The organism is Sphingobacterium spiritivorum (genome assembly GCF_016724845.1).
Classification (GTDB): domain Bacteria; phylum Bacteroidota; class Bacteroidia; order Sphingobacteriales; family Sphingobacteriaceae; genus Sphingobacterium; species Sphingobacterium spiritivorum_A.
The window spans coordinates 1,323,489-1,346,278 of record NZ_CP068082.1 but is presented as its reverse complement, the minus strand read 5'-3'; the positions used below and the strand labels follow the sequence as shown (position 1 = coordinate 1,346,278).

Sequence of the window (22,790 nt, the reverse complement as noted above, 5' to 3'; positions counted from 1 at the left end):
ATTAGAAATTAGCATTCAAAGAAAATCCGAAACTACGGGTAGCAGCTGTAGAACCAACGTCTACACCTTGTGACCACCACTGGTTTCCAACAGGAGATTCCGGATCCAGATTATCTAATGTTCTGTAGAAATAGAATAAGTTTCTTCCGATTAGGGATACACGAAGATTGTTTATTTTAAGCTTGCTTGTGAAAGCATCCGGGATTTTGTATCCGATAGAAAGCTCTCTTAGTTTGATAAAGCTGTTGTCATATACTGCACCTTTTTCATTCCATGAATCTGCTCCCCAACCAAATGTATTCATGTAATACTCTGCTGCACTCAGGTTGACTGTGTTAGGTGCACCTGTTTTTTCACTAACACCCTGAAGCGTTACACCACCTTCTCTGTACGGAAGTGTATTTTCATACTGACCTGCACTCATACCGTATTTCAGATTCTGGGAAACCATTTTTCCGCCAAAACGGTAGTCTGCTGTAAAATCCAGCATAAAGTTTTTGTATGTAAATGTATTGGTCCATCCACCTATTGCTTTAGGAAGAATGTTACCTACATTTTTGTATTGTGTCTTGTCAACAACATAATAACCTTCGTCCGTAATCAGGTTATTACCGTTTGCATCTGTTGCCAAAGGATATACATAGATATTTCCTAATTTTTCACCCGGTCTTGCGACAATTCTCAATGAGCTTTGATCCGAATCATAGAATACCAGTTCGTCTACTCCTTCTGCCAATGATTTAACTTTGGACTGGTTGAAAGCGTAGTTGATACGTGATGTCCAGGTAAATACATCATTCTGAATCGGTGTACCGGAAAGGGAAATCTCAACCCCGTTGTTAGCGATCTCTCCGACATTTAATACCTGAGAAGTTGCTCCGGATGAAGCAGGCGCTGCTAACGGAAGGATTTGATCCTCGATACGGTTGGTGTAGTAACTTGCATCCAATCCAAGTCTGTTTTTCAGGAATTTCAACTCCACCCCGAATTCTGTTTCGTACTTACGCTCCGGTTTCAGATTTAAGTTACCGTATGAATTTCCATAAGTCAGAGAAGGAACAGATCCGTTTATAGTTTGTAATGACGTCTGGTTGTAAGCAATATTTGCCAGATAAATACCTGCATCATTACCTACAATACCATATGAAGCTCTTAGTTTACCGTAGCTGAATGTATCATTTTTCAAGTTGAAAGCATCAGAAAAGATAAAACTTCCACTTATAGAGCCGTAGTTGTAGTTATTGTTCTGTACAGGTAGGGTAGAAGAATATTCAGATCTGTATGTTCCATCCAGATACAGATACCCTTTGTAACCAACATTCAATGATCCAAAGTATGCATACTTTAACATTTCTTTTCTCGTATTAGAAGTGTTAGGTATTGCATAACTGTTGCTCAGACTAAACCAGTTTTCAGTCACCAGACCTGCATTTGTACCGGATGACTGGTCATCATATTTTTCTGAACGGGATTGGAAACCCACGCTGGCAGAGTAATCAAAATCTTCGTTGATCTTGTTGGAATACGTTAACATGGCATCTCCGTACAGAATAGAATAGACTCCTTTTGTCGTCGTATAACCACCCGTACTTTCGGTTGTAGAATTGTAGGCTGTTGGATACTCATTATACTGTTCGTACCGACTGGTAGCTGAAGTAAGGTCATTACCAATTCTTCCGCGGAATCTCAGGTTCTTGATGACATCCCAGTTTAATGTAGCACTCGTTAAGAGACGGTTTTCAGTCTCATCGTAGTTGTTTTTGTACTGTGTCCAGAAGTAATCCATCAGATTGTATGGACGGATGGTATATTTTAAGTCACCAGGTCTTCCGGTTCCGAATCTTGAATATTTATATCCGTCTGCAGTTTCGTAAGCATTTTTTAATGCAGACATATCCTCTGTCCGGCTAAAGAATCCGTCAAAAGAGCCCAATACCTGTCCTAATAAATGAGAACGGTTATGGGTGTTAGTGTTAATGTAGTTAGCTACAATGTCTGTAGACAACTTGTCACTCAGTTTAATAGAACTGTTTAAGTTGAATGTGTTTTTATTTTGCTTACTGCCCGGACTTGTACTCTTATAGTCCATACGGGTAGCACTCAATCTGTAATTGATATTGTCTGTCTGGTTAGAGATACCCACATTGATATTGGAGTTGTAACCCTTATCAAATACATCATAGTAATTGTTTGGTCTTGCAGAATAGGTCCGTACCTGTCCGTCCCACCACATCACTTCCTCACCTGTGAATTTCGGTCCAAAGTTACCGTACGCACGGAAATATGGACGTCTTCCTGATGGGGAATCTGCTGCAGGAATCCATCCTTCTGCTGATGCACCATTTGCGGTATTGGTAGCAGCATCGTATCCCGGACCATATTCATTCTGGAATTTGGGTAAGAAAGCAGCTCTTTCGATAGATCCGTTGTAATTGAAATCAATACCTAATCCTCTGCCTTTTGATCCTTTTTTTGTGGTAATGACAATAACACCACTCGCTGCATCCGAACCATAAAGTGCACTTGCAGCAGCGCCTTTTAAGATAGAGATGTTGTCGATATCAGCAGGATTGATGTCCAGCATACCGTTACCTCTGATGCGCTGATCACCCCAGTAATTGTTGTTATTGGCACCGGAACTTCCGTTTTGCTGATCATTTCTGATAACAATACCATCTACGACGTAAAGCGGTTGTCTTTGATAATTCAGGGAGTTGATACCACGGATTTGCACGTTTACAGCACTTGAGGCACCACCCGGAGCAGTTGTGATTTTCACACCCGGAGCTTTACCATATAGTGCCGATCCAAAGTTGGTATTTCCGGCCTTTGTAATTTCATCAGCTTTGATGTTTGATACGGCATAACCTAATGCTTTTGCCTCTCTTTTGATACCCATCGCTGTAACAACAACTTCCTCCAGTGCTCCTGCATCTTCTTTTAAGGTTACATTAATCGTTTTAGCTGTAGATACCGTAAATTCCTGTGCAGCATAGCCTACGATAGAGAAACGAATAATTTCACCTGCATTGGCCTGAATACTGTAGCTTCCGTCTGTGCCGGTCTGTGTACCACGGGCGGTACCTTTTACCGATACGGTTACTCCGGGAACAGCTCCTTGTGCATCTGTTACTTTTCCGGTAACATTTTGTTGTGCAAATAGATTAGTCACCGACAGGATCGAGACCATTACTATCATGCAACATGATTGATAGATTTGTTTCATTTTATTAATGATTTATTAAGGTTTGCAAATTTGGTAAGTGAATATTCGAATACGATAGATGCTGTGCCGATAAGCTGTGCATTTTTCATGTCTGAAATCTCTAGAACTGTTTTATTGGATATTTTAGGTATACAGAATTCATGAATTGCAGTCTGAATCTGCGGCATCAGAATTTTTCCTGCTTCAGCTCCCCGGCCGCTGATGATTATTTTCTGCGGATTCATAATATGGATCAGGGTTGCGATTCCTTTACCCAGCATATATGCTGATTTGTTTAAAGCCGATATAGCAAGCTGGTCACCGCCAAGAGCGGCATTGATAAGAAGTTGTGCTTTTTGAAGTTGATTTTGTGAATCCTCATATTGAATGACGGACTTTTCACCTGTTGCGAGTCTTTCTTCGAGATGCGCTACTGCTGCAGAAAGGGAAGCCTCTACTTCCAGGCAACCGGTCTTGCCACAGGAACACATTTTTTTACTTTTTGACAAGGGGATATGACTGAATTCGCCCGCATATCCGCTGAAGCCTCTGAACAGTTTGTTGTCCACTATGATTCCCAGACCGACTCCCCAGCCTACATTGATAATCAGGGCGTGAGAGATTTCTTTTGCTTTTCCGAAATTCTGCTCTGCGATTGCTATAGCTGTAGAATCATTCTCTATAAAAGTTGGAATAGCAAATACCCGTTCAAACTCTTTCTTGATATTGAACAACTGAAAATCTTTAAATGAGCCGTTTGTTCCGGATACATTATCTACAAACCCCGGCATACTTACACCAATGCCAAGGATATTATCTGCAGATAAATGATGTTTTGTGAGCAACTCATTAATCAGACTGACAATATTGCTAAAAGCTTCTTCCGGATGATCAAGATGATTTTCAATGGTATGGACGGGAGTTACTTCTTTATTATGGAGATCGTAGACAATTACTGAAGTATAATGCTGATCTATGGCAACGGTTAGAATGTAACAATTTAATTTTGCGTTTAAGGCATAATGGATAGCTCTTCTTCCTCCGGTAGAAGGAGCCAGACCATCCTCAATTAAGAGCTTGTCTTCCAGCAATTCATTAACAATCTTCGAAATACTGGGAATACTCTTGTTGGTCAATCCGCTTAATTCCGCAATAGTGTAGGTACTATTGAAATAAAGCAGATTCAAAAGCAATTCTTTAAGGCCTAAAACGGTCTTTTCCATATTCATTAATTGTTAAAATAATATAGATTCGGCGTTAAAGGTATGTTAAAAAGATATAAACTTCAAATACTTTTTAAAATTTAACAATAAGTATTTTGTTTTTCTGGCATTTTGTTTAATATGTTTTCGTAGAAAAGAGGTGTTATTTTATGAAGTAGGTTGGCCCTTTAACAAAAAAAGGACACCTGTAAGGTGCCCTTTTAATAACGGATAGTAGAAATTAATTAATATCCCACCATACTTTGACTTTCTGCCATTCTTCAGAATTCGTTTGATTATTGGTTGCCAGCAAGGTATTTTGTCTGTTGAATTGATATTCTTTTTCAGCATAATTCAGCCTTTTTATTTTTCCAAATTCATTTTCATACAGATTGTTACTAACCGTAGATTTTGGAGTAGCGTCTGTCTGTCTGGATAAGGCCCATGCATCATATGGCTGTCTGAAATTGTCTAACCAACGTTGAGCATATATCAATTTCAATGCATCCTGTGCTGATAATGAAGTCGAAAATGCAACTTTAGGATTCGCAAGTATGGTATTCAACTCGCTTGTAGTTGGCATAGCAGTAGGTTTGTTTTCTTTCCAAACTGCACTTTGCATCGCCATGGATACCCAAAAGTTGACAGAAGATTTAACACCGTTTTCATATTGGGTTTTGGCATCTGCACGACTGACAGGCCTTCCCAGCCCTTTGACAGCAGCCTCAGCCTTAAGGAAGTATACTTCCGCCGCTGTGATAATAAGTTCAGGGATATTCTTGTCACGACCAAAATAATAGTTGAAGTTAGAAAGAAGATTTCCTGCACCTTTATTTGACCAGTCATCATCTCTGCGTCTATTGTAAGGTTCACCGGCTTCCGTTGTCGCTACATTCTGCTCTTTCGCCACCCATTGGTTGTTTACATTTGTTTCGAAGAAGATTTTAGCTCTAGGATCAAATATTCCGGATCCGTTTGTAGCATTGGAATTGCTTAACATATTCCATGCAGTACTTCCCATACGAAGGTAAATTCCGGAATGAAATGACCATTCTCTCCATTCCCCGGTAAAATTTTGAACTGCAGGGGTAAGTCCTACATTCTCTGTATTCTCTAAAAGTGGTAAAGTGAGAGCTTCCTGAATATGAGGAACAGCTGCGCTGGAATTCACATCATTCATTCTTAATGCATATCTTAATCTTAAGGAATTACCAAATTTTTTCCATTTAGTAATGTCGTTGTTAAATAAAGATTCAGAACCGCCCAGACTGATTTGATCAGCAGATGTACTGAGACTAGCTACTGCATTTTTGAGGTCATTAAGAAGCGATTCGTACAATTCTTTTTGTGAATCATATTTAGGAACATAATTCGTTGGTCCCATATCTCCTTTTCCGGCTTCAGAATAAGGTATATCACCGAAAATATCAGTTATTTTGAAAGTTTTGTACGCTTTCAGGATAGTTGTCATTGCCTGAATATTTTGATATTTGGCTTTATCCGGAGATTCTGATATTAACTTTTCTATCTGGCGAATCCCGATAAGGTCTCTGTAATATTCTTCCCAAAGTTCATTGGAGGCATTTTGCATGCTATAGTTGGAATTTCCAACTGTAGTCCCCAACTGTGTAATAGGATAAATCCATGTGTTTGCAGTCGCCTGCTCCTGAGCGCCTAGTTCCAGACTGGCTACTATACCATTATATAAGCTGTTAATGTCAGCAGTCTGTGCATCTTTCCATGGAGTATTCATTTCCTCGAAATCTTTAGTACAAGATGACATCGAGACTGTTCCTACACATATGGATAAGGCTAGTATTGTATTTAGATAATTTCTTTTCATGATTGACAAATTTTAAAATGAAGCATTTAGGCTAAATCCGAAAGAGCGGACGCCAGGCAAAGCGCCGAATTCAATGCCCTGTGCATTCCCGATACCGTTAATCGCTTCCGGATTTAACTTGTCTGGTAAGCTGGTATATATATAGAATAGATCCCGTCCTATTACAGAAGCACTAAGTCCCTGGAAAAACTTGGTCTTTTGAACAACTGATTTAGGAATCTGATAGGTTAGTCTAAGCTCACGAAGTTTGATCCATGAATTGTCCATAACCGCTAAACTACGTGGCATATTAATACCTGACCAGGCCGCATATGATCCTGCATATTTCCACATATAGTGCACAACTTGTGTGTTTTCTCCAAGTCTGTTACCATTTGGGTCCACTAAAATACCATCCATAATAACACCATGATTGGCAGTTGTACCATCAGGATAAGTATATGCTAATCCGTTTCCATCACGTTCATATAAGGTTTCCGGAGCTTGTCCATTCCCCATTGCTGTAGAATAACTGCCACTCCAGACATCTCCTCCCCATTTGAAGTCCGCTAATGCGTACAGAGAGAAGTTTTTATAACGAAGATTTGTTCCCAGACCTCCGGTAAGTTTAGGGTTTGCATTACCGATGGCAACCTGATCTGTCGTTACTTTATACCGTGTACCTGCCACCTGACCATTTGCATCTAGCACTTGTTCGACTATCCGCTTTCCTGTTTCTTTGTCGTAGGTAAAATCTGTGCCGTAAATTGTACCAAAGTTGTCACCAACTTTTACTTTCATAGTCACACCGTTGATGCCAAACATTTCATCAAGATAGTATTCTTCGATACCGGGAGCTAAGTAGACTAATTTGTTTTTGTTGTGGGCTCCGTTTAATGTTAAATCCCAGGAGAAGTCTTTGGTTTTTACTGGAGTACCTCTTAAGGTGAATTCAATACCTTGATTTTGCAGTTCTCCCGAATTTGTTCTTACTCCTGTTATACCGGAAGAAGGAGCTATATTAAGGTCGATAATCTGATCCGTAGAATTTACTTTATAGTAGGTGAAAGTCAATCCTAAGCGGTTTTGCAGAAAGCTCATATCCGTACCTAACTCATAGGAAGTAGATCTTTGTGGCCTTAATGTACTTGCCGGCAATAGATTTTCGGCTATTCTGCGGGTTGGTTGTCCATTGAAAATTCCTGTTTTATAGATATATGAAGTCTGATAAGGCTTTGTACCTATTGCACTTTTTGCAAAAGCTGCCCTAAGTTTACCATAATCCAACCAGGATGGTCTAGCGTTCCACTTTTCCGTAAAAACATAACTTAGGGATGCAGCAGGGTAATTGTAGCTGCGTGTGTCTTTAGGTAATGTAGAAGCCCAGTCATTTCTGAAAGTTGCTTCTAAGAAAAGGAAGTTGTCGTAGGAAATATTACCGATGGTAAATACAGAGTTTATTTGTTGTTCTATACGCTCCTCTTCAGGTTGAAAGTCAATTGCATTACCTGTTTTATTAATGTTTTTTAAATAAAACAAATACGGAACAGCAAAGGGCCCATCATTTTTAGCCTGCACACCTCTGTAGTTAGAGTACCAGGAACTTGCACCTACTGCAATACTTCCACTAAATTTTGATCCTCCCAGATTATCTTTTTTAGCTGTGGCTAAAAAGTCTAAGTTACGTTCGGTCGTTTTATACAATTCATGTGCATAAGTTCCCTGTACACCTTCTTTATCGGTTGGATAGTTTTTTCTTTCTATTTCGTCTGATGAGAAGTTTCCTGAAGCTCTTCCCATTACACTAAGCCAGTCTGTAATTTCGGCATTCAACTTAATGGTACCTAACAGCTGATCTCTGTTCAGATAAGAGTTGTTCATGAAAGTATTCCAGTAAATGTCCTTTCCATAGCCACCGTATGGATAGCTTAGAGGATATACTGATCCGTCTAGTAGATTTTTGCTTCCGTCAGCATTCCGATAAATGTCCTTTTCCAGATTCTGGTAATCTCTTGACATACCGTAGGTAGAGAATTTTCCCCACGAATTGTTGCTGTTACCCACTTCAGGTGAATTTTTTCTGGAATAATTGATATAACTTGTTGTAACGTCAGCAGTCACTTTTTTAGTGATTTTGATATTACTTCCAAGGTTAAATGTATTATTACTAAAATCACTGTTTGGAATAATAGCAGTATTATTTTGTTTGGTATAAGAGAGTCTGATACTTCCAAGGTCATTTGCTCCGCTGAACGCTACATTGTGCGTTTGTGTATTTCCTGTGCGGTAAAAGGACTGGACGTTATCCGGCTGTGGAGAATATTTTCTTTTTGTACCATCCCACCATGTGATTTCCTGACCAGCCATCTCTGCACCCCATGATGCACCTGTTCCATACCAGCTGAAGTAATCGTATGTATTTTTACCTCCGGGTACCTGACCATGGCTTAACCATTTTTGATCAGTGATTCCTGAATTGGTCCATGGAGCTTCTCCCGGATATCTCAACTGACCATTTCCATCAGTAGGTAATGTTGGTGTTTTTGAATAAAGTGCAATTGCTCCACCATATCCATATTTATTTTGCATCTCCTGAAAACGAAAAGGATCATTAGAGCGGAATGTATAATTATAATCTATTCCAAATCCCTCTTTTAATTTCCCTTTTTTTGTGGTGATCAATACTACACCATTACCTCCACGGGCTCCGTACAGAGCTGCTGCAGTCGGACCTTTTAATACAGTGATGTCTTCGATATCATCCGGATTTATAAAATTTAGTGCAGATCCCCAATCTTGTGAAGCTCCGTTTGCTTTTGTAATGTCATTTCCTCTGCTGGAAATCGGATTATTATCCAGAGGCATACCATCTACTACATATAAAGGCTGATTTGCTCCCGTCAGAGACGCAGCACCACGAATGACTACGCGTTGCGAGCCTCCCTCGACTCCATTTGACAAACTGACATTCATACCCGAAACTTTCCCCATAGCTCCGACTAATGCGTTTGGCGCATTGGTTTTGGTTAATTCTTCTCCTCCTACTTTTTGAGTGGAGTACCCTAAAGATTTCGCTTCTCTTTTAATACCTAAAGCTGTTACCACTACTTCATCAAGTGATCCTTGATTTTCTTCTAATAAAATATTAATCGTTTTAGCAGTTGTTACTGTTACTTCCTGTGCGCTGTAGCCGACCATTGAGAAACGTAAGATGTCTCCCTCTGATGCCTGAATAGAGTAACTTCCGTCCGCTGCTGTTTGTGTTCCGCGGGAAGTTCCTTTTACGGAAACCGATACTCCGGGAACATTTCCACTTGCATCCGTTACCTTTCCTGTAACGGTCTGCTGTGCAAATACGCTTGTTATCGAGAAGATCGATAGCAGCATGATTGTGCAACATGTTTGATAGAATTGTTTCATGTTTTATTGATGATTAATTAAGGTTTACAAATTTGGATAGCGAATATTCCAATACGATACAGGCAGATCCTATCAATTGTGCCTTGTTTTTCAGATCGGATATCTCTACACTTGTTTTTTGTGCTATTCGGGGTATACAGAATTCATTGATTGCGGTTTGTATCTGAGGCATCAGAATCTGACCAGCCTGAGATCCGCGACCGCTCAGGATAATCTTTTCAGGATTCATGATATGGATTAATGTAGCGACTCCTTTTCCAAGCATATAGCCGGACTTGGTAAGTGCCGAAATAGCAAGCTGATCCCCGTTTAGTGCAGATTGTATAAGCGAATTGCTGCTCTCTAACCGGTCATTGGTCAGGTGATTTGCTAATTTGGATTTTTCACCGCTCTGAAGTTTTTCTTCTGCAAATTCAACAGCTGCAGATAAAGATGCTTCGACTTCCAGACAGCCCTTTTTGCCACAAGAACACAGTTTGTTGCTGTCTGAAAGTGGAATATGACTGAATTCCCCGGCATAACCGCTGTATCCTCTGAAAAGCTTATTATCTACGATTATCCCCAATCCAACACCCCATCCTATATTAATAACAAGTGAATGAGAGGTGTTTCTGGCTTTTCCAAAATTCTGTTCTGCTATTGCAATTGCTGTGGAGTCATTCTCAATAAAAGTAGGCAGTTGAAAGCGGTTTTCTATTTCGCGTTTGATATAATACAATTTGGTATTTTTATCCTTGTAAGAACCGTTAGTTCCCTGTTTATTATCCACAAATCCCGGCATACTGATACCTATTCCAAGAATATTATTTTGATTGAATTCTCCATGTTGAAGCGTTTTCTCCATAAGACCTACAATATTGTCGAATACTTCATCATGGTTATCCAGATGATTTTCTATTGTAAATACAGGCGTACGTTCTTCGTTGGAAAGATCATAGATTACAGCAGTGGAGTAATGCTGGTCAATTGCTACGGAAAGAATAAATTTATTTAGATTTGAGTTTATCGTATACTTTATTGGCCTGCGACCTCCTGTAGAAGGTGCTAATCCGTCTTCTATAATAAGGTTGTAATCAGCCAGTTCATTAATTATTTTTGTCGTACTCGGAATGCTTTTGCCAATTAATAAGCTGAGATCGGCAATAGAATACGATTTTTCATAATATAATAAGCTTATAATGAGCTCTTTAAGTCCATAATTGGTCTTTTCCATTTTGACTTAGGGTTATTAATTGGTTCGTAATATTTGAATAAAGTTAATATAAAGAAATTGTAACTTCAAAATCTTTTTAAAAAAAAATAAAAAGTATTTTGATTTTTTAATAATGTTAGGGAATGTTTCCATTAAGGCTAAACAAAAAAGAGAATGGGTTTTTTAGCCCATTCTCCCTAATCTATAACTTTACTATAAGATTCTGAACTTATTTATCCCACCAAACTTTGTTGTAGAATTTGTCATTATCATTTATCTGCTGAGAAATATTTATATTATCTGCTTATTCTTTGCTTGGATATTTGAACCGGTCAAGAGATTTTGGTGGCAGACTTGGATGTGTTGGTCTTTTTTGCATAAAATATATTGCAGCAATATGCTCGTACTGTTTAGTTTATACTGCTTTTAAAAAAAAGGTCCCTCAATATAAAATGTAATTGAGGGACCTTTATACGGTTTTAAGATATCCTTTTTATTTTCTAACAGGAACTTTATTGTATCAGAATGGTCTGTATGTTTATTAATCGATTTTTTATTGTTGTTTGGCCCACCATAGAGGAGAAAGAACCGCATCTGTTTTTCCCAATAGAGATACCGCTTGATTATAACCTTTACTATCTGAATTAGCGAGGCTGGCAGGATATCTCAATCGCTGTGGGAAAAAACTAATTTGATTTGTCATATAATTATTGCTTGATAAAGCTGGTAAATTGGGCAAAGGATTTTCAATTGCCGGATTTTCAAAGAAGGGTAAGCCCAGTCTTCTCTGATCACACCATGCTTCCAGAGGCAACCATGGCATATTTGCAATATACTTTTGTGTTATAATCTTGGTCAAAGCATCATTCTTTACTGTTCCGTTTTTATAAATTGTATTTACAGGGTAGAGAACAGTTGTTGTGCTTGTTGTACCTGTATATCCATCAATAAAATCCATGATATGAGAGGCTCCCGGTTCTGTAGTATGTGTGAATTTTACAGAAGTCCCAGTTCTATTGTAGTCAGTCGAATTCAGATAATCATTGGCAAACTGGGAGACACCCATATATTCAAAGCTTGCTTTAATGCCGTTTTCATAAGCGGATTGTGCAGATATTCCTGTATTCCAGTTTTTTATGGCAGCTTCTGCTAAAAGGAAATATGTTTCCCAACTGCCAAAAAATATCCGTTTGTTATTGCTGTTTCTGAATGTTTGAGCTAATCCTGGTATTTTTCCAATCTGTACTGCCCTAATACCATTGGCAGCTCCTTTTGCTCCAAAATCTCCAATGGTGGATGTACTCCATGTATTTTTAGTATCTATCTCAATATCCCCAGAAGAACGTTGCAGCTTTACTTTGGTTGTCTTTGCATCATCGGTCCATGATGGATAATTAGACCATACGGGACTGTTTATATTCCCTGGAATATAAAAGGTTTTATAAGCTCTCGGATCAATACTATAGGGTAGTCCATCCAAAAAATAACCTGCAGACGGATCGTTTGTCATTACGGAAAAGTGTTCTAAGAATCGTTTTCCGATATAGTTTGCAGGCTTAATGCTGGAATGCATTGATGCATCCAATTGATTTTCAGATTTAATCCCACCTAGACCTATATATAAATTGTTTAGAGTAGAAGATAATACTTGTCCGTTCCATTCTCTGCTCATTACACCTGTCAAAGCATCCCATCCTGGTTTTTCGGCTACCTGAAAAATCTGATTCGCATTAACAATATATTTCTGTGTCTGGGCAGCAGCTTCAAATTCATTTTTAGCTTTCGAAGGGTCTACTTCAGCGATTCGCATAGCTAAACGCATACGCATAGAGTTTGCATACCTTATCCAATTATCCCAATCGTACTGATAGGCCGGATCTAATTTTTTTAACTTTTCCGGGCGAGCGATAGTTGCATCTATTTTTGAAACCGCATCTTTAAGCTCGTCGAGCAAAAAGTAATAAACGTCTTTTTCGGAATTAAATTCTGGATTGGTTCCTTGAAAAGCATTGATTGGTATTGGTCCGAAATTATCAGATAATTCGCTCATTAAATAAACGCGCCATATTCTGGATACCTGAAGCAGATTATTGTTATATTCCTGAGCTGTACCATTTTGAGCTTTTTCATTTGCCATTTGGATAGCTGTATTTGCATGATTTAGCCATTCGGAGATATAGCGCCAATAATCATTTGTCCAGTCTGCATTGTTGCCACCTGTAGCGATACCTCCGGACAAATGCTGGCGCGCAGCTGATTTCCAGTATAGTACAAATACACGTTCTGCGATATGAGGATCCTGCTGAGCAGAGATAATAGAATTGTTTAAAAAATATTCAACCTGAACCTGGTCGCTTGTTGCACTGGTCGGATTGGTATTAATTTCATCAAATTTTGAACATGCTGACAGTGTTAGAACTGATACAACTGTTAATGCTATTTTTGATAATGTATTTTTCATTTTTTTGTGAATTAAGACTAAAATCCTAGTGAGATATTAAAGAAGTAAGATCGGGAGGTTGGAAATGCTAAGTTTTCAAATCCGACAGCATTTGTGCCGATAGCATAGACAGATTCTGGATCTACACCATTTGCGTAGCTTTTTATCATCCAAACATTATTAGCTGAAAGTGAAAGTCTTGCATTTTTAACTATGGATTTTCCTAGAACCTTTTTCGGTAGCGTATAGCTAAGCTGTACATTTCTGAGTCTTATGTTAGAGGCATCGTAAATGTTTTGTTCAGCTATTCCTACATTGCCCGGAGAATTTGTCACCTGATTCCAATATTGTTGATGGCTTACTGCTTTTGTATTCTGAACATAGCCTCCTTTGCCGTCACTCACTACTCCAGGTACAATAAAGTCTGTACGCTCACCATTGACGACTGTTTCTGCAGCCATTCCGGCACGTTGTAAGGTTAAATTGGTGCCGGAGAACAATACGCCGCCAAAACGCGCATCTAGAAGAAAGGAAAGTCCTACGTTTTTATATCCAAATGTATTTGTTGCTCCTAGTAGAGCTGAAGCGCTCTGATTCCCTAAATAATGAATCCCGTCTGCTGCCAGGGGTACTCCATTTCCGTTAACAATAATCTGATTGAAAAAAGGACTGTTTTTGTCTTCTACCCGTGCATATTTTGTCCCGTAAATGGCTCCATATCTTTTTCCGGCTGAGGCTTCTACTTTTATATCGTCAAACCCTGCTAACACCAATCGATCTACCTGTCCGGGAAGTAACTCAATGATTTCATTGATATTTCTGGAAAAGTTGATGTTCATATCCCAACGAAACTTATTCGGGTTTTTAAGAATGTTTGCACCTAATACAATTTCGAATCCTTGATTTTGAATATTTCCTGCATTTGCCATAAATTTTTCATAACCGGACAGACTATTCATAGGTATTTCAATTAGTTGATTGGTTGCATTTGATTTATAGTACGCAAAATCTAAATTAATCCGATCAAAGAGTCTGACATCAAATCCGGTTTCAAATGTTTTTAATAATTCACTTCGGATATTTGGATTAAATAAAGTCTTATTCTTGCTTGCAGTTGTATTGCTGTTAGGATCTTTTCCTATACTATACACATTCAAGAGTTGGTAAGGTTTAAGACTATTACCTGTTTGTGCATATGAAGCCCTTATTTTTGCGAAATTTAACCATTTTGGAGTTTCTCCTCCGATTTTACTGATCATGTCTGTGATCACCAGTGAAGTGCTGACAGAAGGATAAAAATAAGATCGGTGTTCCTTGATTAATGTAGACGACCAGTCATTACGGGCTGTAAGGTTAATAAACCAGAAGTTATCGTAATTCACCTCTGCAGTTCCAAATATGGAATTGATTTGCCTTTTTCTAACTTCTTCTGTAAAGCCAGGATTGCCAACAGCATTATTAATAGTAAACAAATTAGGCACTTCCAACTCACCCGTACTTACCGAAATCGATTTATAATCTTGCTTCATAATCTGACCAAATATTGAGGCTGAACCATTGAATTTCCCAAATAAATTGTCTTTTTTAGCATTTAGACTAACTATAAAATTATTTTCGTAGAAATTATCTGCTCCTGTTCCGTAGTTGTTTTGAAGAGAGGATCCTGTGTATGTTTTGTTATCATATTTTGTACTATATGAATCTGATCCGGCTCTGAAATCTGCATCTAACCAATCGTTGAATTTGTATTTGATCATAGCATTTAGTAGAAAACGATCTCTGCTATCCCGATTTAGTTTATTATTGACAGCCCAAAATGGATTTACAGTTTGTCCTGAATTATACCAAATTTGTTTTGTGCCTAAAGTGTTCATACCTGATTCGAAATCTGTGATATCCATTGTTCCGGGCATGCGTAGAACAGTTGTGTAATAATTTCCTGCATTTGATCCTCCTACAGCCCGGTTGTTGGCCGTTGTATTCATATATTGCACTTTAATATCTGTTATCCATTTGTTTTCAGGACCAAACGTTGAGGTGACTTTGGACATGAGGTTCAACCGGTTTAATTTAACTCCCGGAGTTTTACTGTTGTCATATAAATAGCTGGCTGATGTGATTATACTTGTGTTTTCGCCTAAAGATTTTTGAAAAGCTATATTATGAGTGGTATTTACTCCCGTTTTGAAGAAATTATCCAAATTGTCATATGTTTTTAATGTTCTTTTAGAGTCATCCCAGGTTGTAACTGTTTGTCCTGTTATTAGCGGACCCCAGCTGTTTTCAGATTTTGCGTCATAAATACCGTTACTACCTTGAGCAAATTGACCTTGTAGTCTCGGTGTAATAAAAATGTTTTCAATACCTATTGTTGCAGAATAAGAAATTCCGGTACCTTCACGGGATCTGCCTGATTTTGTGGTAATGAGTATTACTCCGTTGGCCGCTCTGGAACCATAAAGTGCTGATGCGGCTCCTCCTTTTAATACAGACATGCTTTCGATATCCTCAGCTGTTAGGTCTCCAAGACCATTACCCATATCTGCCGAGGGATTCCAGAAATCATTATTTTTAGCTCCGGCAAAGTTTTCCATTGGAACACCATCTACCACAATGAGTGGTTGATTATCTCCGGTTAAGGAATTAAAACCACGTAGTATAATCTTTGAAGAAGAAGCAGGACCATTTGAACCCTTGATAACTTGCAAACCAGATACTTTTCCGGTCAGGGCATTGGCCAAATTGTTTTCGCGGGCATCAATTAAAGTTTCGCTTTTTACTTCCTGATAAGAATACCCCAAAGATTTTTTTTCTCTTTTAATACCCATAGCAGTGACCACCACTTCGTCTAATGTGCTCTCGTCAGATTGTAAGGTTACGTTAATCGTTTTAGTAGACCCCACAGAAATTTCCTGTGAAATGTAACCCACCATAGAGAAGCGTAGCTTTTCTCCCGGAGCTGCCTGAATGGAATAATTTCCATCCGATCCGGACTGTGTACCCCGGGAAGTTCCCTTTATGGCAACGTTTACTCCCGGTAAATTTCCATTTGCATTCGTTACTTTTCCTGTAACGGTCTGCTGTGCAAATACACCTGTTATCGATAGAATCGAGAGCAGAATGATAGTGCAACATGTTTGATAGAACTGTTTCATGTTTGTTATTGATTAGTTAAGTTTGCAAATTTTGATAGTGAATATTCGAGCACAATACATGCTGAGCCTATTAATTGTGCTTTGTCTGTAAGCTCTGATATTCTAATTGCGGTCTTTCGGGCAATTCGGGGAATACAGAATTCGTTCATTGCGGTTTGGATCTGTGGCATCAGAATGGATCCAGCCTGAGAACCTCTGCCACTCAGAATAATTTTTTCAGGATTCAGGATATGTATAAGTGTTGCTATACCTTTACCCAACATATAGCCGCATTTAGCAAGTGCTGATATCGCTAACTGGTCGCCTTCTAATGCAGATTGTATTAAATGATGACTGTTGCCCGGCTTGTCATCCGTCAGGCGCTGGGCTAGTATGGATTTTTCTCCGATTTCAAGTCTTTCTTTTGAAAACTGAATGGCTGCAGATAAAGAAGCTTCCACTTCCAGACATCCTCTTTTTCCACACGAGCAGAGCTTATCACTTGCGGAAAGAGGAATATGGCTGAATTCTCCGGCATATCCGCTATAACCTCTGAATAGTTTATTGTCTACAATGATTCCCAAGCCTACACCCCATCCGATGTTAATGATGAGCGCATGAGAAGTATCTTTGGCTTTCCCGAAATATTGTTCAGCTATAGCTATCGCTGTTGAATCATTCTCGAGATAGGTGGGTATTTGAAATCTGTTTTCAACCTCAAGCTTGATATTGTATAAATTTTCGTTTTTATCTTTAAAAGAACCATTTGTACCTTGGGCTGTATCAACAAATCCAGGCATACTAATCCCTATACCTAAAACATTATCTGAATTATAATTGTCATGTTCAAGCGTTTGCTTTATTAAATCGATAATATTCTGAAAAGCTATATCGGGAATGTTAAAATTGTTTTCAATTTCAAGTACAGGTGTGAGTGCCTCATTCGAAAGATTAAAAATGACAGCCCTTGAATAATGTTGGTCTATAGCTACAGATAAGATGTATTTATTCAGATTGGAATTGATGCAATATGTGGTAGGGCGGCGTCCGCCAGTACTAGGCGCTAACCCGCCTTCTATAATCAGCTGGTTAAAATGAAGTTCGTTAATAATTTTACTTATGCTGGGTATACTTTTTCTTGTTTTTATACTCAAATCAGCTATAGAATGCGATTTGTTGTAATACAATATACTCAATATAAGCTCTTTGTGGCTTAAATTTGATTTTTCCATTTTAGGCTATGGTTATTAATTAATTGCTAGTGTTACAGTAAAGTTAATATAAGTGCATTTAAACTTCAAAATCTTTTTCAAAAAAATATAAAGTATTTTTTGTTTAACTTAATTTATGTTTGTTTGGGTTTGGTTTTAATGGTGTTTTGTCATTCTATTTTTGTTTTTTTTAATGAATTAAAGTGTTTATTGTGTTGTTAACTGCGTTGTTATCTGTGAAGTTGTTGTGGTGTGATGGTAACAGATGCTGTTTTATTGTTCTCTCTTTTCTTGCAATTTGAGATTTTAGTAGTAATTGGTAGGGATATGAAAGTGTTTTGGAGTAGTTGACAAAAATGCATTGCATTTTTATGCATGTTTATTTAGGGAAATGGCTTAAAAAAGTATGTTTTTGATAAATTGTATGTAAGCAAGTCAAATATTTTCTATATTAGCTCTTGTAATCCTATTTTATATCAAACAACCTCTTATTCAAAATAAGAACACACACATTATCCCATGAAACAACGTTATTATTCTCTGGATGTATTTAGAGGAGCTACTGTCGCACTTATGATCATGGTTAATAATCCAGGGTCGTGGGGGCATATGTTTGCACCTCTCAAACATGCGGAATGGCACGGCTGTACACCTACAGATCTTGTATTTCCATTTTTTCTGTTTGCGGTCGGAAACGCGATGTCTTTTGTTATTCCACGTCTACAGGAGGCGGGGCCTGCCGTTTTTTGGCAAAAAGTATTGAAGAGAACGGTTCTTATATTTTTGATTGGTCTGTTTATCAACTGGTGGCCTTTTGTGCAATGGGCTCAGGATACGCTGGTCTTTAAGCAATGGAGTTATGCTGATGACCCGATGCGTGGAGTGCGTATATTAGGCGTATTGCAACGTATAGCGTTAGCTTACTGTTTTGCTTCCATCATTGCTTATTACTTCAGAGAAAAAGCTATCATCTGGATTTCAACCTTTATTTTAGTAGTGTACTGGGCTGTCTGTGCATTTCTGGGAACTCCGGGGGATCCTTACAGCTTACAGGGCTGGTTCGGTACGGCATATGATATTCAGATTTTGGGTGTTGCACATGTTTATAAAGGAGAGGGAGTTCCTTTTGATCCGGAAGGACTTATGAGTACATTACCTGCGATTGTTCAAGTCGTATTGGGGTATCTTGCCGGTACTTATATTAAGAAACAGGGGGAGGTAGATTGGTTATGGAAAAAAGTTCCCGCATCTCAGGAACCGCACTTCAAATTATTGTCTGGATTGTTTGTGACCGGTTTTATTCTGGTTGTTCTGGCCTGGGTATGGTCTTTAGGTTTTCCAATTAATAAGAAGATCTGGACGAGCTCATATGTATTGTATACTACCGGATTGGGCATAATGACGATAGGAGGTATGATTTGGTTTATAGAGGTTCAGGGAGTCAAAAATAGTCTGACACGATTTTTTGATGTATTTGGAAAAAATCCTTTATTCATTTTTGTATTGAGTGGTTTGTTGCCTCGTTTAGTAGGGCTGTGGAGAATACCTGACGGAGTAGGAGAGGATGGTTTGCCTGTGTATACCAACGCACTTAATTGGTTCTACACTCATGTTTGTGCACAACTGCCGGGTCCGCCTGAAGTCGGATCTTTTGCTTATTCTGTATGCTTTCTCGCTTTTATGTGGGCGATCTGCTATATACTGGATAAAAAGAAAATTTATATAAAAGTGTAATTTAAAATTTTAATACCTATCTTTGCAGCCAATTAACAGAATTTTTAACGCTTTAATATTATTCAAGAGATGTATTTAAGTAAAGAGTACAAAGCTGATATCTTCGCAGAATTTGCCGGAGCAGCTACAAACACAGGATCTACTGAAGGTCAGGTGGCATTATTCACTAAAAGAATTGCTCACTTAACAGGGCATTTGAAAAACAACAGAAAAGACTTCGCAACACAACGTTCACTACAGAAATTGGTAGGTAAACGTCGTTCTTTGTTAGCATATCTTTACAAGAAAGATATCGAAAGATATCGTGCGATCATCAAAGGCTTAGGTTTACGTGATATTATCAAATAAGCTTTTAGTAATAAAAAAGATGTTAAAAGAGCCATCCAGTTTTTGGATGGCTCTTTTTCTATAAATAGAATTTAGTGGAAATTCTTCAAAACAAATCAAGAGGAAGGTAGAAATCAGGATGAGAGTATTCGGCTAATCCCTTTTCATAAATCTTATTAGATAAAGAAAATACATTTTTTATATACTTTATTTTAATGAGTGTAGTGCCATATGATGTGGTTGTATGCGATACAACTTCATTACCCAAAAATTCAAGTATTGCTTCTATTTTAACCCCGGCTTTGGGTTTTACTGTAATTTGATCTGTAGGAATTATTATGCCATTTGATGTGCTAAAGGTTGGACATAAATTAAGTGTATTAAACATTCCTTGCCCCGTGCGTAGTTCCTTGCTGACTTGGGCATTTGGAGAGCTTAATAAATAATAGCTTTTTTCTTTATGATCAACTGTTACTTTTTTTTCTTTAAGAGCTTTAGTTGTCTTGGTTATTTCATCTTCGTTAACAACTGCTATAAAAACATCTTCTTTTATCGTTAGAAAGACCTTCTTGCTATCTGCCCAGTAATAATATTCCTGTTGTGGCACGATAACATTAGGATCTTTTTTGCAGGAAGACAGTATCAGAATTCCGATCCATAGAAATTTAAATATTTTCATATTGTTAATTTTTATTGGTTTATAAAGTTATAGAGATAACGATCTGGAATAGCGAAGTGTTACAATAGTAATAAAAATTAGTTTGAATAGATTGTTAATATTAAAGCATAAATTTTATTTACCTTTGTGCTGAATTTAAAAGTTTTAATATATTGACGCGCTGCCAAAATGATGAAAAGCGTGTCTCAATGAACAAAAAATGAGTTATAACGAAATCAAAACAATCATCGATATGGGTAATGGCACCCAAATCGAACTGTCTACTGGTAAATTGGCGAAACAAGCCGATGGTTCAGTAGTCGTCAAACAAGGTGATACGATGTTGCTGGCTACAGTTGTTTCTGCAAGAGAAGCTAAGCCAGGAGTAGACTTTTTACCTTTATCCGTAGATTATCAGGAAAAATATGCGGCTACAGGTCGTATTCCAGGTGGTTTTCTACGTCGTGAAGCCAGATTGTCAGACTATGAGGTATTAATCTCTCGTTTGGTAGACAGAGCTTTACGTCCGCTATTCCCTGAAAACTATCACGCAGATACTCAGGTAATGATCAGTCTGATCTCTGCAGATAAAGATATTATGCCTGATGCATTGGCAGGTCTTGCTGCATCCGCTGCTATTGCAGTTTCAGATATTCCTTTCAACGGTCCTATCTCAGAAGTTCGTGTTGCTAAAATCGACGGTCAGTTGGTGATCAACCCGAAATTATCAGATTTAGAACGTGCTACTTTAGAATTTATCGTAGCCGGTTCTGCACAGGATATCGGTATGGTGGAAGGTGAAGCAAATGAAATTTCAGAGACTGAAATGGTTGAAGCAATTGCTTTTGCACACGAAGCTATCAAAAAACAAATCGCTGCACAGGTAGAATTGGCCAATCTTGTTGGTGCTACCACAAAACGCGAGTACAACCACGAACCATCAAACCCAGAATTGCGTGAAGCGATTTTTGCAGCTACATACGATAAAGTATATGCGATCGCAAAATCAGGCTCAACAAAACACGAACGTGGTGAGAAATTTGCTGAGATCGGCGAAGAATTCTTCGTTACACTTGGCGAAGAGATCGATGATGATACAAAATTCTTAGCTAAAAAATATTTTCACGATGTACAGTATGATGCTGTACGTAATTTAGTATTGGACGAAGGAATTCGTCTGGACGGTCGTGATGTACGTACTGTACGTCCGATCTGGTCAGAAGTGAATTACCTGCCTGCTGCTCACGGATCTGCTGTATTCACACGTGGTGAAACACAGTCATTGACTTCTGTTACTTTGGGAGCTAAAGATGATGAGCAGATGATAGACGGTGCATTTATCAATGGATACAACAAATTTATCCTGCACTATAACTTCCCTGCATTCTCTACAGGAGAGGTCAGACCTAACAGAGGTCCTGGTCGTCGTGAAGTGGGACACGGTAACCTGGCTATGCGCTCATTGAAGCAAGTATTACCAGCAGATGCCGAAAATCCTTATACAATTCGCGTAGTATCAGATATTCTGGAATCTAACGGTTCGTCTTCAATGGCAACTGTATGTGCCGGAACATTAGCATTGATGGATGCGGGGGTGAAATTAAAAGCACCTGTATCCGGTATTGCAATGGGTCTGATTACAGATGAGAAAACAGGGAAATACGCAATCTTATCGGATATCCTTGGTGACGAAGATCACTTAGGTGATATGGACTTTAAAGTAACAGGTACTTCAAAAGGTATCGTAGCTTGTCAGATGGACCTTAAGATCAATGGTCTTAAGTGGGAAGTGTTGACACAAGCTTTGGATCAGGCAAAAGAAGCCCGTCTTCATATTCTTGGAGAGATGGCTAAAACTATTTCTGCTCCACGTGAAGATTACAAACCACATGCGCCACGTATTATCCAGATCATTATTGATAAAGAATTTATCGGTGCTGTTATCGGGCCAGGTGGTAAGATTATTCAGGAAATGCAACGCGAAACCGGCGCTACGATCTCAATCGAAGAGGTGGATAACAAAGGTATCGTGCAGATCTTCGCAGATAATAAAACCGCTATCGATGAAGCTACAGCTCGTATCAGAGCAATCGCTGCTAAACCGGAGATTGGTGCTACATATGAAGGTAAAGTGAAATCCATCATGCCATTTGGTGCTTTCGTAGAAATCATGCCGGGTAAAGACGGATTGTTACATATTTCAGAAATCGATTGGAAACGCTATGAGACAATGGACGGAATCTTCAAAGAAGGAGATAAAGTTACTGTCAAATTGCTGGATGTAGATAAACAAGGTAAAATGAAACTTTCCCGTAAAGCATTATTGCCGCGTCCTCCAAGAGAAGATAAACCTCAGCAAGAGCAAAAAAGTGCTGAACAGGCACCTCAGAATGAAGCGCCTCAGGCGTAATCCTGATAAACTTTACATAAAGAACAGCCCACCTC

General features: G+C 38.5%; 12 protein-coding genes. 3 read left to right on the top strand and 9 right to left on the bottom strand.

Annotated features, from left to right (window positions below; genetic code table 11):
• Position 1: 1 nt before the first annotated feature.
• From I6J03_RS05610 to I6J03_RS05575, 8 genes are all read right to left on the bottom strand, one after another.
• Complete coding sequence (locus I6J03_RS05610) at positions 2-3,226, bottom strand: SusC/RagA family TonB-linked outer membrane protein (protein ID WP_003008122.1); 3,225 nt, start codon at positions 3,224-3,226, stop codon at positions 2-4.
• Positions 3,223-4,428, bottom strand: coding sequence for an ROK family protein (locus I6J03_RS05605; RefSeq protein ID WP_039990195.1), 1,206 nt, complete (start codon positions 4,426-4,428; stop codon positions 3,223-3,225). Before I6J03_RS05605 ends, I6J03_RS05610 begins: the two co-directional genes overlap by 4 nt.
• Before the next feature lie 220 nt (positions 4,429-4,648).
• Positions 4,649-6,250, bottom strand: coding sequence for a SusD/RagB family nutrient-binding outer membrane lipoprotein (locus I6J03_RS05600; protein WP_081445149.1), 1,602 nt, complete (start codon positions 6,248-6,250; stop codon positions 4,649-4,651).
• 12 nt (positions 6,251-6,262) lie between these two features.
• Positions 6,263-9,649 carry a SusC/RagA family TonB-linked outer membrane protein gene (locus tag I6J03_RS05595; RefSeq protein ID WP_232279733.1) on the bottom strand — a complete coding sequence of 1,129 codons (3,387 nt, stop codon included), beginning with the start codon at positions 9,647-9,649 and terminating at the stop codon, positions 6,263-6,265.
• A gap of 13 nt (positions 9,650-9,662) precedes the next feature.
• Complete coding sequence (locus tag I6J03_RS05590; protein ID WP_003008113.1) at positions 9,663-10,862, bottom strand: ROK family protein; 1,200 nt, start codon at positions 10,860-10,862, stop codon at positions 9,663-9,665.
• A 532-nt stretch (positions 10,863-11,394) separates the two neighbouring features.
• Positions 11,395-13,302, bottom strand: a complete 1,908-nt coding sequence (locus I6J03_RS05585) for a SusD/RagB family nutrient-binding outer membrane lipoprotein (protein WP_003008111.1) — start codon at positions 13,300-13,302, stop codon at positions 11,395-11,397.
• Between the two features lie 17 nt (positions 13,303-13,319).
• Positions 13,320-16,436 carry a SusC/RagA family TonB-linked outer membrane protein gene (locus I6J03_RS05580; RefSeq protein ID WP_003008110.1) on the bottom strand — a complete coding sequence of 1,039 codons (3,117 nt, stop codon included), beginning with the start codon at positions 16,434-16,436 and terminating at the stop codon, positions 13,320-13,322.
• Positions 16,437-16,441: 5 nt separating this feature from the next.
• Entirely contained in the window at positions 16,442-17,647 is a 1,206-nt protein-coding gene (locus I6J03_RS05575) for an ROK family protein (protein WP_003008107.1), read from the bottom strand.
• A gap of 498 nt (positions 17,648-18,145) precedes the next feature.
• Here I6J03_RS05575 and I6J03_RS05570 point away from each other — a divergent pair, with 498 nt between their 5' ends.
• Both I6J03_RS05570 and rpsO read left to right on the top strand, forming a co-directional pair.
• On the top strand, positions 18,146-19,360 hold the full coding sequence (locus tag I6J03_RS05570; RefSeq protein ID WP_003008105.1) for an acyltransferase family protein: 1,215 nt from the start codon (positions 18,146-18,148) through the stop codon (positions 19,358-19,360).
• Between the two features lie 69 nt (positions 19,361-19,429).
• Positions 19,430-19,708: a 30S ribosomal protein S15 gene (rpsO, locus tag I6J03_RS05565; RefSeq protein ID WP_003008102.1), complete on the top strand. Its 279-nt coding sequence runs from the start codon at positions 19,430-19,432 to the stop codon at positions 19,706-19,708.
• 85 nt (positions 19,709-19,793) lie between these two features.
• Here rpsO and I6J03_RS05560 read toward each other — a convergent pair whose 3' ends face one another.
• Complete coding sequence (locus I6J03_RS05560) at positions 19,794-20,366, bottom strand: hypothetical protein (RefSeq protein WP_003008100.1); 573 nt, start codon at positions 20,364-20,366, stop codon at positions 19,794-19,796.
• 199 nt (positions 20,367-20,565) lie between these two features.
• On the opposite strand from I6J03_RS05560, the gene pnp reads away from it, so the two are divergent.
• A complete protein-coding gene (gene pnp, locus I6J03_RS05555) occupies positions 20,566-22,755 on the top strand; it encodes a polyribonucleotide nucleotidyltransferase (protein WP_003008098.1) in 2,190 nt (729 codons plus the stop codon).
• The last annotated feature ends 35 nt before the right edge of the window (positions 22,756-22,790 follow it).